The 13,486-nt window shown below is 75.0% G+C and carries 13 protein-coding genes and 1 pseudogene; 6 read left to right on the forward strand and 8 right to left on the reverse strand.

Features of this window, described 5'->3' with window-relative positions; all coding sequences use genetic code 11:
- Window positions 1-91: 91 nt before the first annotated feature.
- Window positions 92-871 (reverse strand): crotonase/enoyl-CoA hydratase family protein, encoded by a 780-nt coding sequence (locus DDQ41_RS29415; RefSeq protein WP_109297188.1) that lies wholly within the window; start codon window positions 869-871, stop codon window positions 92-94.
- 528 nt (window positions 872-1,399) lie between these two features.
- On the opposite strand from DDQ41_RS29415, the gene melC1 reads away from it, so the two are divergent.
- Together melC1 and melC2 are read left to right on the forward strand one after the other, a co-directional pair.
- Window positions 1,400-1,810 (forward strand): apotyrosinase chaperone MelC1, encoded by a 411-nt coding sequence (gene melC1 / locus DDQ41_RS29420; protein WP_109297189.1) that lies wholly within the window; start codon window positions 1,400-1,402, stop codon window positions 1,808-1,810.
- 17 nt (window positions 1,811-1,827) lie between these two features.
- Window positions 1,828-2,655 (forward strand): tyrosinase MelC2, encoded by an 828-nt coding sequence (melC2, locus tag DDQ41_RS29425; protein ID WP_109297190.1) that lies wholly within the window; start codon window positions 1,828-1,830, stop codon window positions 2,653-2,655.
- Window positions 2,656-3,234: 579 nt separating this feature from the next.
- On the opposite strand, the gene DDQ41_RS29435 is transcribed toward melC2, so the two are convergent.
- A complete protein-coding gene (locus DDQ41_RS29435) occupies window positions 3,235-3,972 on the reverse strand; it encodes an SDR family oxidoreductase (RefSeq protein WP_109297191.1) in 738 nt (245 codons plus the stop codon).
- A 531-nt stretch (window positions 3,973-4,503) separates the two neighbouring features.
- Window positions 4,504-4,728 carry a dodecin gene (locus DDQ41_RS29440; protein WP_109297192.1) on the reverse strand — a complete coding sequence of 75 codons (225 nt, stop codon included), beginning with the start codon at window positions 4,726-4,728 and terminating at the stop codon, window positions 4,504-4,506.
- A gap of 518 nt (window positions 4,729-5,246) precedes the next feature.
- Here DDQ41_RS29440 and DDQ41_RS29445 point away from each other — a divergent pair.
- Together DDQ41_RS29445 and DDQ41_RS33270 are read left to right on the forward strand one after the other, a co-directional pair.
- Window positions 5,247-6,017: a GNAT family N-acetyltransferase gene (locus DDQ41_RS29445; protein WP_109297193.1), complete on the forward strand. Its 771-nt coding sequence runs from the start codon at window positions 5,247-5,249 to the stop codon at window positions 6,015-6,017.
- Window positions 6,014-6,997, forward strand: a pseudogene (locus DDQ41_RS33270) (1-acyl-sn-glycerol-3-phosphate acyltransferase); the annotation flags it as partial. The gene DDQ41_RS29445 and the pseudogene DDQ41_RS33270, both read left to right, overlap by 4 nt.
- A 177-nt stretch (window positions 6,998-7,174) precedes the next feature.
- Here the strand turns inward: DDQ41_RS33270 and egtD are convergent.
- From egtD to egtA, 4 genes are read right to left on the reverse strand one after another with little or no spacing between them, the layout of a single operon-like run.
- Window positions 7,175-8,137, reverse strand: coding sequence for an L-histidine N(alpha)-methyltransferase (gene egtD / locus DDQ41_RS29455; RefSeq protein WP_109297194.1), 963 nt, complete (start codon window positions 8,135-8,137; stop codon window positions 7,175-7,177).
- Window positions 8,134-8,889: an ergothioneine biosynthesis protein EgtC gene (egtC, locus tag DDQ41_RS29460; protein ID WP_109297195.1), complete on the reverse strand. Its 756-nt coding sequence runs from the start codon at window positions 8,887-8,889 to the stop codon at window positions 8,134-8,136. The genes egtD and egtC overlap by 4 nt, the downstream gene beginning before the upstream one ends.
- Window positions 8,889-10,202, reverse strand: coding sequence for an ergothioneine biosynthesis protein EgtB (gene egtB / locus DDQ41_RS29465; RefSeq protein ID WP_109297196.1), 1,314 nt, complete (start codon window positions 10,200-10,202; stop codon window positions 8,889-8,891). The genes egtC and egtB overlap by 1 nt, the downstream gene beginning before the upstream one ends.
- Window positions 10,199-11,467, reverse strand: a complete 1,269-nt coding sequence (gene egtA, locus DDQ41_RS29470) for an ergothioneine biosynthesis glutamate--cysteine ligase EgtA (protein ID WP_109297197.1) — start codon at window positions 11,465-11,467, stop codon at window positions 10,199-10,201. Before egtA ends, egtB begins: the two co-directional genes overlap by 4 nt.
- A 159-nt stretch (window positions 11,468-11,626) precedes the next feature.
- On the opposite strand from egtA, the gene DDQ41_RS33175 reads away from it, so the two are divergent.
- Entirely contained in the window at window positions 11,627-12,439 is an 813-nt protein-coding gene (locus DDQ41_RS33175) for a TIGR02452 family protein (protein ID WP_162602765.1), read from the forward strand.
- A gap of 27 nt (window positions 12,440-12,466) precedes the next feature.
- Complete coding sequence (locus tag DDQ41_RS29480) at window positions 12,467-12,736, forward strand: hypothetical protein (RefSeq protein ID WP_109297199.1); 270 nt, start codon at window positions 12,467-12,469, stop codon at window positions 12,734-12,736.
- 288 nt (window positions 12,737-13,024) lie between these two features.
- On the opposite strand, the gene trxA is transcribed toward DDQ41_RS29480, so the two are convergent.
- Window positions 13,025-13,405, reverse strand: coding sequence for a thioredoxin (gene trxA / locus DDQ41_RS29485; RefSeq protein ID WP_109297200.1), 381 nt, complete (start codon window positions 13,403-13,405; stop codon window positions 13,025-13,027).
- Between the last annotated feature and the right edge of the window lie 81 nt (window positions 13,406-13,486).

The following is a 13,486-nucleotide window of genomic DNA, read 5'->3' on the forward strand; positions in this document are numbered from 1 at the left end:
CCGTCGGGTCGGGTGGTCCGTCCGGCCGACGCACCCCCGGGGCGCCGCGGGCCGGGTGGTCCGTCCGGCCGGGTTCGGGCCCGGCCGGACGTCAGTCCGTGAAGGACCCGTGGCGGCCCGCACCGCCGGTGAAGCGCGCCGCGCCCGACGAGGTCTCGCCTGCGGTCAGCGGCACCAGTCCGTGACGGAGTTCGCGGGCCAGAGCCTCGGGTTCGGGCAGCCCGTGCTGTTCGCGTGCGGAGAGCCGGTCGTGGCGCAGGCACAGCTGGGGGAACGCGGCGATCTCCCGGGCGAGTTGCTCGGCCGCCCGGCGGGACTCCCCGGGCGCGGCCAGCCGGTTGGCCAGGCCGATCTCGTACGCCTCGGCAGCCTGCACCGGGCGGCCGGTGAGGATCAGGTCCATGGCGCGGCTCTCTCCGACGAGCCGCGGGAGGCGTACCGTTCCACCGTCGATCAGCGGGACGCCCCAGCGGCGGCAGAAGACCCCGAAGACCGCGTCCCGCTCGGCGACCCGCAGATCGCACCAGAGAGCGAGCTCCAGGCCGCCGGCCACGGCGTGGCCCGAGACCGCGGCGATCACGGGCTTGCTCAGCCGCATCCGGGTCGGGCCCATCGGGCCGTCGCCGTCAGCGGTGACCGTGTTGCCGCGCTCGGTGCCCACGGCCCTGAGGTCGGCCCCGGCGCAGAACGTGCCGCCCTCGCCCCAGAGCACGGCGACCGAGGCGTCCTCGTCCGCCTCGAACCGCCGGAACGCGTCGGCCAGCAGCGCCGCCGTGGGGCCGTCCACCGCGTTGCGCACCTCGGGGCGGCTGAGGACGACGGTGAGGACCGGGCCGTCGCGTTCGATCCGTACGGCCGGTGTGTCGCCCATCGCCCGTCCTCCTCGCCGATGTGCCGCAGGCTGGTGCCTGGGTGCCTGGGTGCCTGGGTGCCTGGGTGCCTGGGTGCCCGGTGGCCGGTGGCCGGTGCCTTCGCCTGCCGCCTGGGTTCGGCTGGTGTCCGGGCCCGTTCGGGGATCCTTCCGCGGCGCCGGTCGCGGCACAACCCCGCGGACCGGCCGACGGTCCGTGCATGGGGGCATTCACGCTTCTGCTCCCGGCATATTTTCCGGACAGATTCCCGCTGTGACGTCCGGCACCCCAGACGGCCTCCTGGTGAAGATTCTTCACCACATCGCCATATCCGGCTGCGGTTCTTGCGTCCGCGCGATGCGCGAGTGCCCAAAACAGCAAGATCGATTTGCTTCGAGTCCGCACCGTACGTGGTGACTTGTCCGTATGGCGGCCAACCTGCCCGCCTCGACTACTCCCCGGCTGCGGACGGCCTGTAGGCATGGGAACGGCGGTTCCGGCCCGACCACCGCAACCGCCGCTCCATCGAATCCACTTGGGGGTAACGCATGTCCGGAATCACCCGCCGCCGGGCGCTCGGCGCCGCAGCGGGCGCCGCCGCCGGCCTCGCCGCGGCAGGCGCGGCTCACGCGGCGATACGGACCACCGATCCGCGGCCGCAGCACGCACCCGGCGGCGCGACCGCGGTGCCGGGCTCGTTCGACGAGGTCTACCAGGGCCGCCGCATACAGGGCCACCCCACGCACCACGGCGGTCACGGGGGCGGCCGGCACGGCGGTCACGACGCCGGCTACACCGTCCGCGTGGACGGGGAGGAACTCCACGTGATGCGCAACGCCGACGGCACCTGGATCAGTGTCGTCAACCACTACGAGCCGAGGGCCACCCCGCGGGCCCTCGCCCGCGCGGCAGTCACCGAACTCCAGGGTGCCGCCCTCGTCCCGCTCGCCCTCGGCTGAACCGGAGCACCACCGCGATGACCGTACGGAAGAACCAGGCCCAGCTCACCGCCGACGAGAAGCGGCGGTTCGTCAACGCCCTGCTCGCACTCAAGCGCAACGGGCGGTACGACACCTTCGTCACCACGCACAACGCCTTCATCATGAGCGACACCGACAACGGAGACCGCGTAGGCCACCGCTCGCCCTCGTTCCTGCCGTGGCACCGGCGATTCCTCATCCAGTTCGAGCAGGCACTGCAGTCGGTGGACCGGTCGGTGGCGCTGCCGTACTGGGACTGGACGGCCGACCGCACCACCGCCTCCTCGCTGTGGGCCGCCGACTTCCTCGGCGGCACCGGCCGCGCACGCGACGGACAGGTCATGGACGGCCCCTTCGCCGCCTCGTCCGGCGGCTGGGCCGTCAACGTCCGCGTCGACGGCCGCACCTTCCTCCGCCGCGCGCTGGGCGCCGGGGGCCGGCAGCTGCCGACGCGGGCCGATGTCGAGTCCGTACTGGCCATGTCCACCTACGACGCTCCACCGTGGAACAGCGCCTCGGACGGCTTCCGCAACCACCTCGAGGGCTGGCGCGGCGTCAATCTGCACAACCGCGTCCATGTCTGGGTCGGCGGCCAGATGGCGACCGGCGTCTCCCCGAACGACCCGGTGTTCTGGCTCCACCACGCCTTCATCGACAAGCTCTGGGCGGACTGGCAGCGGCGCCACCCGGACTCGGCCTATCTGCCGACCGCGGGCACGCCGAACGTCGTCGATCTCCGGGAGAGCATGCGCCCGTGGACGGACGTGACACCGGCGGACATGCTCGACCACCGGCCGCACTACACCTACGACACGGCAGCCTGACCCGGGCAGCCTGTCCCGGGCAGCCTGTCCCGGGCCGCCTGTTCTGGGCCGGAGCGACACCCCGTACCGGGCACGCCGGCCGGTGACCGTCCGCGTCACCGGCCGGCGCGGCTTCCGCCCCCGGTCGTACGGCGGTACCGTTCCGCCGCCCGTCACCCCGGCCGGGATCCGCCGCCCCCGCCGCCGAACGATCCGGGCCGGCCGCCCTGCGGGTACGGAGGGCCCCTTGAACCCGGGGGGTGCCGAGGGCCTCCCGGCAACGGGACCGCGAACCGGCGTCCGGTGGTCGGCGTCCGGCCTCCGGTCGTCGGCGTCTCGTGACCGGCGTCTGGTGACCGGCGTCCGGCGTCCGGCGTCCGGCGTCCGGCGTCTGGCGTCCGGCGTCCGGCGTCTGGTGACCGGTGGTCGGTGACCGGCGGGCACGACCTGGCGAGCCGGTACCCGCCGTGCGGCGGATACCCGCAGGCACCGGTCCGCCCCGACCGGAGTCCGGCGCGAACGGACCCCGGAACTCGGCGCGGTGCCGGAAGTGGGGTTCCGCATGCGGAACCCGGCGCGAACGGGCCCCGGAGACCGGGCCTATCGGCGCTCCAGCCAGTCCCCGTAGTACGTCGGCCCCAGGTCCGAACCCTCCGGAGCGACCAGAACGTCTCCCGCCACCAGGGCGAACGGCCCCGCCCGGTCGTCGGTGACCACACTGCGGCCGTCGGGCCGCGCGGCCAGGGCGATCCGGCCCAGCTCGTCCAGCGGGAACACCTCGGGGCCGCCGATGTCGCGGATCCCCTGCAACGGGGCGCCTGCCGCGGTGCCCGCGACCGCCGCGGCCACGTCGGACGCGGCGATCGGCTGGAGGGGGGTGCGCGGCAGCCGGACGACGCCGCCGTCGGTCGTCCAGGACATGATCGCTTCGACGAACTCGAAGAACTGCGTCGCCCGCACGATCGAGTACGGTGTCCGCCCGCTCGCGACGATCGCCTCCTGCGCGGTCTTGGCCCGGTAGTAGTCGAGCTGGGGCACCCGGTCCACGCCGACGACCGAGAGAATCACCAGATGGCGAACGCCGGCCTCCCGGGCCGCGGCCCCGACGGCGTTCGCCGAAGACTCGAAGAAGTCGACGGAGGAAGCGTCGGACGTCGGGGAGTTCGTCACGTCGACCACCACGTCGGAGCCGGAGAAGGCCTCCCGAAGACCCTCACCGCTGACCACGTCGACCCCGGTGGAGCGGGTGGCCGGGACGACGTCGTGCCCGGCCGCCGCCAGCCGTTCGGCTGTCCGCGAGCCGATCAGGCCGCTCGCCCCCAGGACCGTGAACCTCATGGCGTACCTTTCGTCTCGTCGGCCGTTCGCGTTCCCGAGGCGTCATGACGCCGGCGGCGCGAACCGGAGTGCCTGTCGTGAGCCGATCGGCCCGAGGCGGGTCGAGTGGGCATCGAGCGCTCGGGGTTCGGGTGTTCGGGGTTCCGGGCTTCGGGGTTCCGGGCTTCGGGTCTCGGGTGTTCGTGCGCCCCCGGGCGGAACCTCGCCCGGCACGGCGGCCGCCGCACCGTACCGCGGCGTACCGCGCGGCCGGATTCCCGGCGGCTCCCGTCCGGAGCCCCGCCTCGGGCCACAGCACGCCCCGCGGCGCGGCGGGGCGGTACCGGCAGAGGGAGGGCAGCGCCCCGGCCGACCGGGTCCGGAGCCGCCGGGTTCCGTGGCCGGGCGGGCTCACGAGCGGTCGATGGCCGTCGCCCCTGCGTGTCCGCACCCCGGTGCCGTGCGGCACCGGCATCCGCATCCGCATCGGCATCGGTGCCGGCGCCGGCACCGTGGATGCTCGGGGCTCCTGCCGCCGGTCGGGTGACGGTGTCAGCCCGCGCCTTCCGCGTCCTCGATGCGGAACCCGACCTTCAGGCCGACCTGGAAGTGCTCGATCTCGCCGTCCTCGATGTTGCCGCGCACCTGCGTGACCTCGAACCAGTCGAGACCGCGCAGCGTCTGCCCGGCCCGTGCGACGCCGTTCCGGATGGCCTGGTCGACGCCCTCGTGCGAGGTGCCGACGATCTCGGTGACCCGGTAGGTGTGGTGGGACATGAGGGCCGCTCTCCTCTCAGCCGTTTCGTTGGCTCCAGTCCACCGTGCCCCAGCCCCTTCCGCTCCGCGAGGCGTCGGGGCCAAGTCCCGTCCACCCCGTCCACCCCGTCCAGGCCGTTCGCCCAGTCGCCCGTTCGCCCAGCCTGCGTCACCTGGGTCACCTGGGTCACCTGGGTCGTCCGGGTCGTCCGGGCCCCATGGCGGGGCCCGGTCGGGGACCCCGCGGTGGAACACGGGTCCCGGGCGCGGGCGCCCGGCCCTGGAGCCCGGGGCCGCCGATCACCCGAGCCGGTCCCGAAGCCGGCCCCCGCCCGGCCGGTCCCGAATCCGGCACGGGCCCCGAGCACCCGCCCGACCGCACCCCGGCAGGAGGTCGCAGGAGGCCGCCGGCCATTCAGGCGGCGCACATCCGCGCTACGCACCGTCGTCACGTCGAGTCCAGCCGGACGCGGAATGACTGGGGAGCCGGATCGCCGCACGGTGCGGCCCGGCTCCACCGCCCGGCAGAGGAGACCGCCATGCCCGCATCGTCCGCCGTCGCCCCCCTCGTCGCCGCCGAGCCCCGCTACGTGGTGTCGCTCGCCCGCGACCAGCAGGACGTACGGGCCGCACAGCGGCTGCGCCACCAGGTGTTCGCCGGGGAGATGGGGGCCCGCCTCGAAGGCCCCGAACCGGGGCTGGACGCCGACGCCTTCGACGCGTACTGCGACCACATCCTGGTGCGCCGCGAGGACACCGGCGGGGTCGTCGGCACCTACCGGGTGCTGCCGCCGGAGCGAGCCCGGGTCGCCGGGCGGCTCTACTCCGAGACCGAGTTCGACCTGTCCCGGCTGGCCCCCCTCCGCGACGACCTCGTCGAGGTGGGCCGCTCCTGCGTCCACCCCGCCCACCGCAACGGCGCCGTCATCGCGCTCGTCTGGGCCGGGCTCGCCCGCTACATGACCCGCACCGGCCGCACCTGGCTGTCCGGCTGCTGCTCGGTGCCGCTCGCCGACGGAGGCGGGCTCGCCGCCGCGACCTGGGACGCCGTCAGGGCCAAGCACCTCGCTCCGGAGGACTACCGGGTCACCCCGCACAAGCCCTGGAGCGCTGACGGCGTCGCCCACCCCGGGGGCCGTACCGGGCTCCCCCCGCTGCTGCGGGGCTACCTCCGTCTCGGGGCCTGGGTCTGCGGTGCGCCCGCCCACGACCCCGACTTCGGCGTCGCCGACCTCTACGTCCTGCTGTCGCTGCGCCGCACCGACCCCCGCTACCTGCGGCACTTCCTCTCCCTGGCGCCCGTGAAATGAGCGTCTGGCTGCCCACGGCGCCCTGCACGCCCGCCGGCTGCGCGTCCCCTCGGTGGCCGACCGTGCGGCGGGCCACCGCGGTCCTCCGCCTTGCCGCGGGTACCGCGGCGGTCCTCGCGGGCCTCGTACTCGCCCCGGTGGCGGCCGTCCTCGGCCCGGCGGGCCGGGGACGGCTGGCCGCACTGTGGTGCCGTACGGTGATGCGGGCCTTCGGCGTACGGGTCCGGGTGAGCGGCGCGGTCCCGCCCCGGCGCCTGCCCGGGCTGCCTCCCGGACCGGGCACGCTCGTCGTCCCCAACCACGTCTCCTGGCTGGACATCCCGCTCGTCGCCTCGGTCCTGCCCGGGCGGATGCTGGCCAAGCGCGAGGTGCGGCGGTGGCCCGTCCTCGGACCCCTCGCCCGTCTGGGCGGCACGCTGTTCGTGGACCGCGACCGGCTGAGGGAGCTTCCCGCGGTCGTCGGCGCCGTGGCCGGCGCGCTCCGGCGCGGCTCGCGGGTGGTGGTGTTCCCCGAGGGGTCCACCTGGTGCGGCCGGGAGCGGGGCCGCTTCCGGCCCGCCGCGTTCCAGGCGGCGCTGGACGCCGGCGCGGCCGTGCAGCCCGTGCACATCGCCTACCGGCCCGTCGGCGCGGCCGCGTTCGTCGGCGACGACGCGCTGGGCGCCTCGCTGTGGCGGGTCGCGACGGCCGCGGGGCTGACCGCGGAGATCACCGTCCTGCCGCCGATCCCCGCGGCGGCCCACCCCGACCACCTCGCCCGCAACCTGCCCTACGGTGAGCAGCGCACCGTCCACGCGCTGTACGGCTTCGCCCGCTGGGCCGACGACATCGTCGACGACCTCGACAGCGACGCCACCCCCGCGGAACGCGCGACGGCGCTGGACCGGCTGTCGGAGCGCCTCGACGCCGGGCTGCGCCTCGGCCGCAGCCCCGAACCCGTCGTCCACGCCCTCGCGCACACGGCCCGCCGCTACCGCATCGACCACCGCCACTTCACCGACTTCCTGGCGTCCATGCGCAGCGACCTGGAGGTGACGGACCGCGGGGCGGGGTGCTCGGGGCGGTTCGCCACGAGCCGGGCCCGTCCCGCCAGGCGGGTACGGGTGAAGCGGTGCCGCCCCGCACCCGCGGCCCCGGGAGCCGCGCCCGGTCCCCGCTCAGGCCACCGCCGACAGGGACAGCGCGAACCTGCCCTCCGCGTCGGTCCACCATCCGGTGAGCCTCATCCCCGCGGCGGCCAGTTCCGAACGCACCCCTTCCTGACGGAACTTCGCGGAGACCTCCGTACGGATCTCCTCACCCGCCTCGAAGGGAACGACGAGATCGAGTCCGCGGATCTTCACATTCGCCCGCTCGCGTGCGCGCAGGCGCATCTCGATCCACTCCTCCCGGTCGTTCCAGACGGCCACGTGGTCGAAGCCGTCGAGGGGGAAGTCCGCCTCCAGCTCCCGGTTGACCACGGCGAGGACGTTCTTGTTGAAGTCCGCCGTGACACCGGCGGCGTCGTCGTACGCGGCCACCAGCACCCGCTCGTCCTTCACCAGGTCCGTGCCGAGCAGCAGCGCGTCGCCGGGCGACAGGAGGGCCCGCACGGACCGCAGGAAGTCCGCGCGCTCGACGGGCAGCAGATTGCCGACCGTTCCGCCGAGGAAGGCGACCAGCCGCGGGCCGGGGGCGTCCGGCAGGGCCAGCACACGGGTGAAGTCCGCGATCAGCGCGTGCACATGGAGGCCGGGCCGGTCCGCCAGCAGCGCCTCGCCGGCCCCGGTCAGCGCGCTCTCGCTCACGTCCACCGGGACATAGCTGTGCAGCTCCGGCAGGGCGTCCAGCAGGAAGCGGGTCTTCTCCGAGGAGCCGGAGCCGAGCTCCACCAGGGTGCGGGCGCCGGTCGCCGCGGCGATGTCCCCGGCCCGGCCGGCGAGGATCTCCCGCTCGGCGCGCGTCGGGTAGTACTCGGGCAGCCGGGTGATCTCCTCGAACAGCTCGCTCCCGCGGGCGTCGTAGAACCACTTCGGCGGCAGCTCCTTGGGACTGCGGGTCAGGCCGTGCCGCACGTCGGCGCGCAGCGCGGCACTCGTGGCGTCCTCGGGCAGGGTGCGGGTCAGCTGGAACGGGCTCACGCGGGCGGCTCCTTGAGCGGGGTCAGCAGTACGTCGGTACGGGTCGCCGTGAGCAGCGCTCGGTCCGGCACCTCGCACCATCGGGGGTCGTCGTCGTACGGCTCCGACGCCACGACCGTGCCCCGGCCGGGCACGGCCAGGTACCAGAGCGTGTCGCCCCAGGCGGTCGCGGCGATCGTCACGCCGTCGGTCAGCAGCAGGTTGAGGCGGGAGCCCGGCGCGGCGCGGGCCGCGTCGAGCACGGTGTCGGCGACGGCCTGGCCAGGCTCGTCACCCTCCCGCAGCCGGTGCAGCACCAGCGCCCACACCAGGGCGGAGTCGCAGCGGGCCTCCAGCGACAGCAGTTCCGCGGCGGGCAGCGCGGCGGCGAGCGGAGCCACACTGCCGGGCCAGCCGCGCACCGCTCCGTTGTGGCTGAACAGCCAGGGGCCGGCGGCGAACGGTGCGGCCGCGGCCTCGCCGTCGGCGCCGGCCTCCGTGGCGTCCCGGACGGCTGCCAGCAGCGCCTCGCTGCGGACCACCCGGGTCAGGTCGGCGAAGGACGGGTCGGCCCAGACGGGCCCGGCACGCCGGTAGCGGGCGGGCACCGGATCGCCTTCCGCGTACCATCCCACGCCGAAACCGTCCGCGTTCACCGTGCCGTGCCGCTGCCGGCGCGGTGCCCACGACTGCCGCAGCAGCCCGTGCGGCGGCCGCACCAGCAGGTCCCCCAGGGCCGACGGCCTTCCGACATAGGCGATATGACGGCACATCAGGCGTCCCTGGCGGTACGGAAACCGGAGAAGATCTGCCGGCGCACCGGAAGGTCCCAGTTGCGGAACGTGCCCCGGCAGGCCACCGGGTCCACCGCGAACGAGCCGCCCCGCAGCACCTTGTGCCCGGGGCCGAAGAACACCTCCGAGTACTCGCGGTACGGGAACGCCGCGAACCCCGGGTACGGCAGGAAGTCGCTCGACGTCCACTCCCACACGTCGCCGATCAGCTGCCGCGCCCCGCACGGCGAGGCACCCTCCGGGTACGCCCCGGCGGGCGCGGGACGGAGGTGCCGCTGCCCCAGGTTGGCCCGCTCCGGCGTCGGGTCCTCGTCGCCCCACGGGTAGCGCCGCGAACGGCCGGACGCGGGGTCGTGCCGGGCGGCCTTCTCCCACTCGGCCTCGGTGGGCAGCCGCCGCCCCGCCCAGCGCGCGTATGCGTCCGCCTCGTACCAGCTGACGTGCAGCACCGGCTCGTCCTCGGGCACCGGCTCGGTCGTCCCGAACCGGCGGCGCAGCCACCGCCCGCCCTCGCACCGCCAGAACAGCGGCGCGCCGATGCCGTGCCGGCGGATCTGCTCCCAGCCCTCGGGCGCCCACCAGCGCTCGTCGGTGTAGCCGCCGTCCGCGACGAACGCCTGGAAGGCGCCGTTGGTGACGGGTGTGGTGTCGATGAAGAACGCGTCCGCATGGCGGTGGTGCGCGGGCCGTTCGTTGTCCAGTGCCCACGGCTCGGCGGAGGTTCCCATGGTGAACGGCCCGGCCGGCACCGGCACTTCGGCCGGCAGCCCGGCGGTGCCGCCCCCCGGCGGGTCGGGGGCGTCCAGCGCCGCCGGGCCGCGCCGCAACTGATGGGTGATGAGCATGGTCTCGTCGTGCTGCTGCTCGTGCTGCGCGATCATCCCGAAGGCGAAGGCGGAGTCCACGAGGGGGCTGCCGTGCAGCGGGTGCGCCTCCAGGACGTCCAGCACCCGGCCGCGGATGTCGGAGGCGTACGTCCGGGACTCGGTGGGGGACAGCAGCGGCAGGGCCGGGCGCTCGGCACGCGGGTGCTCGAACGCGTCGTACACGGAGTCGATCTCGGGCCGGATCGCCTCCCGTCCGGCGACGGCCCGCAGGAGCCACTGCTCCTCCTGGTTGCCGATGTGCGCCAGGTCCCACACGAGCGGGGACATCAGGGGCGAGTGCTGGGCGGTGAGTTCGCCGTCCTCGACGCACTCCGTCAGCAGCGTGGTACGGGCCCTGGCCGCGGTCAGCGCCTCCAGGGCGCGCTTCCTGAGCACCTCGTCCGCGGCCACCGGGGTCTCGGTCATGAGCGGGTCTCCTTACCGAGGAGCGGGAAGTCGTCGGCCGGGCACCGGCCGGGCAGGACATGGCGCTCGTGGAACGCGGCGACCGCGTCCTGCACGGCCTTCGACGCGCCCAGCCGGGGGAGGGCCTCCAGGGCGACGGCGAAGCAGCCGACGGCGGCGCCGTGCAGTTCGGGGTCGGCCAGTCCGTGCCGGGCGGCGCCCACCCACAGCGGGTTGCGGGGCGCGGGCAGCGGGCCGGCGGTCTCGGCGAGCGGCTTGACGGTGCGGTAGGCGGTCTCCGCGGCCTGCGGGTCGTCGAAGAGCGCCGCGGTGACGGCGAGCGGGACCATCCAGCCCGCCTCCCCGGGCTGTGCGTCGATCATGCGCAGTTCGAGGTGACCGCGCGGGCGCACCGGTGGGAAGAGCGTGGTCAGGTGGTACTCGAGGTCGGCGCGGGTGGGCGGCCGGGGCTTCCCGGACCGGATCCACTCCCGGAAGGCCAGCCCTTCCGGCACCGGCCACGGACCCTCCGCCGCACGGACGCACATCACCGGCGTGTCCAGCACATGCGCGGCCCAGGCGTCACGGGGCGTCGCGCCCGAAGGCGGTGCCAGGGCCCGCGCCGGGTCCAGATCGGCCCACAGCGCCTGCCGGGTCGAGCGCCAGCCGGTCCTCCCGCCCGCTCCGGCGGGTGAGTTGGCGAAGGCGGCGACCAGCACGGCCCCCAGCAGGTGCCCCAGCTGCCAGCGGCGGCCGAGGCCCAGCGGGCCGGGCTCCTCGTGTCCGGCGTCCAGACACACCTGCACGGAGGCCGTGGAGCACATCATGGACCGGCCGGCGGGGCCGGTGCGGTCGAGGCACGCCTCCATGGCGTCGTAGCGGGGCTCGCGCAGCAGCCGGCGCGGCGGGTTCCAGGGGTCGTGGCCGCAACCGGTCAGCACGAGCCCGGAGCGGCCGAGTGCGGTCCGGACCGCGGCCAGGTCGGCCGCGGTGGAGTCGATGCACTCCATCAGCGACGCGGCGGGCGGCGAGCTGAGCTCCAGCTGCCCGCCCGGTTCGAAGGTGAGCGCCGAACCGAGGGCCAGGTCCCGCAGTCCGGCGAATGCCCGGCCGAGGCGGTCCTCGTCGACGGGCAGGTGCGGCAGATGCCGATCGTGCACGAGCCATTCCAGCTCAACCCCGACGGTGCGGGGCGGGCCCGTCTTGAAGCAGATGCACCGGAGCAGTTCCTCGGCGTCGTCCTCGGAGAGCGGTGGGGCACCGCCCGCGCGGCCTGCTGCTGCCATGATCGAATTCCTCCTGTCGAAGGCGTTCCGTCCACCTAATGCCACCGCCGTGGTTCTCACAAGAGTGCCCCCGGACCGGGTCCGTCCGGCTTTCCGGCGAGGTGAGCGGGGTGGTGGAGGGCCTGCCGGGCGCCTCCCCGACCATTGAGGACTCCGGGCGTGAGGGCACGGTCGAGGGGGGTCGCGCGTCAGACCCGGGAGATCGTCGACGCGGGTCGCTACCGGGCTTCGGACGGCCACAAGGTGACGATCGGCGGGGGTCCGACCGCCGTGGTCGAGGGGACATGGGTGTACGGGCCGGGCCCGAGCCCGTGCCGGTGGTCCCCGGCGCGGACCGTTTCAGCCTATGCGAGGTCACGGGGGAGAGCAGCCTGGCTGCCGCGCGGCGGACGACCCGGCGGGACGACGACCCGGCGGGTGTCCCGAGCCTCGCCTCGGACCGCGATTCCGGCGGGTGTCCCGAGCCTCACCTCGGACCGCGATTCCGGCGGCGGGTGCCTCAACGGCGCCCACGCGCAGGAGGAGGCGCTCTGCCGCGCCTCCGCGCTCCACACCGCACCACCGGCCGTCCCCGGGTTCGACGCCCACCACCGGGAGGTCAGTGCCCCCTTCTGCTCCGATCGGGTGATCCGCCCGCTCCGGGTGCCTGTTCCCGGACGCGCGCGGCGGACTCCTGGACACGCCGTTCACGGCCGGGCTCCTCGACTGTCCCGGGCCCGGCCCCCGGCAGACCGCGCGGTAGGCGACCGTCGCGCGGCGCTGCGCGGGTCCGGCGGGCTGCGCGGGTCCGGCGGGCTGCGCGGTCCGGCGGGAGGGGAGGGCCGGCGGGAGGGGAGGGCCGGTCGGGGGCACCGGCGAGGGCCTCCACCGGCTCACGGGCGCCGGTCCAGCGGACGTCCGTCGCTGGGGAGGCGGGTCCGGGCGGCGGGTCCGGGCGGCGGGTCCGGGCCACCGGCGGGCGGACATGCGTGACGGGCCGGGCCTGACTAGCGTCAGGGCATGAGCACACTTCCGCGGCGCTTCGAGATCCTGCTCGTGCCGGAGCACGTCGAGGACCGCGGTGGCGCGGCGGTGGAGGACAGCGCCGTCCGCACGGCCGTGGTCGAGACGACCGGGGAACGGGGGGCGTCCGGCTACCCGCGCTACGCCGGGCACGGAGTCGTCGCCGACATCGACCCCGAGACCCGCACGGTGGAGGCGCTGCTCGTGGACGGCTCGGAACTCGACTACGGGCTGACGGCGCTGGTCAGGGACTGGCAGCCCGGCTGAAGCAACGCAACCGAGGCAGCCCGCCTGAAGCGGCTCGGCTCGAGCGGCGCGCTGGCCCGCCCGACCGCCCGACCGCCCGACCGCCCGACCGCCCGCCCGACCGACCGCCCGCCCGACCGACCGCCCGGCCGGGCCGGCGCGGCGGCGGGTGCCGGACCGGTGTCACGGGAACGGCTGGCCGGTCGCCGCGGCCTTCACGGCCGCCGCCCGCGGCAACCACCGCCGTGGAGCGGCGCGGGAGAACGCCCTTCCGGTCCGCGCCGCTCCACGCGGCCGGGGGCCGGCGGGTCACCCCTGCGGGGCCTCGTTCTGCTGCGCCTCCTCGATGGACTTGCGCACCTCGTCCATGTCCAACCCGCGGGCCTGGCCGATCACGTCCTCCAGGACCGGCTCGGGCAGCGCGCCCGGCTGTGAGAACACCGCGACGTTCTCCCGGACGATCATCAGCGTCGGGATCGAGCGGATGTCGAACGCCGCCGCCAGCTCCGGCTGCGCCTCCGTGTCGACCTTGGCGAAGACGAGGTCCTGATGGCGTTCCGAAGCGCCCTCGTACACCGGGGCGAACTGGCGACACGGACCGCACCAGGAAGCCCAGAAGTCGATCAGGACGAAGTCGTTCCCGGAGACGACCTGATCGAAGTTTTCCTTGGTGAGCTCGACAGTGCTCATTACCTGCTACCTCTTCCTGGGTGTCCTGGCTGTCCTGGGTGTCCGGTCGGCCCCGTCCCTCCGGCGCCCTCGCGGCGCGCG

Origin of the sequence: Streptomyces spongiicola, assembly GCF_003122365.1 — a bacterium.
Lineage (GTDB): Bacteria > Actinomycetota > Actinomycetes > Streptomycetales > Streptomycetaceae > Streptomyces > Streptomyces spongiicola.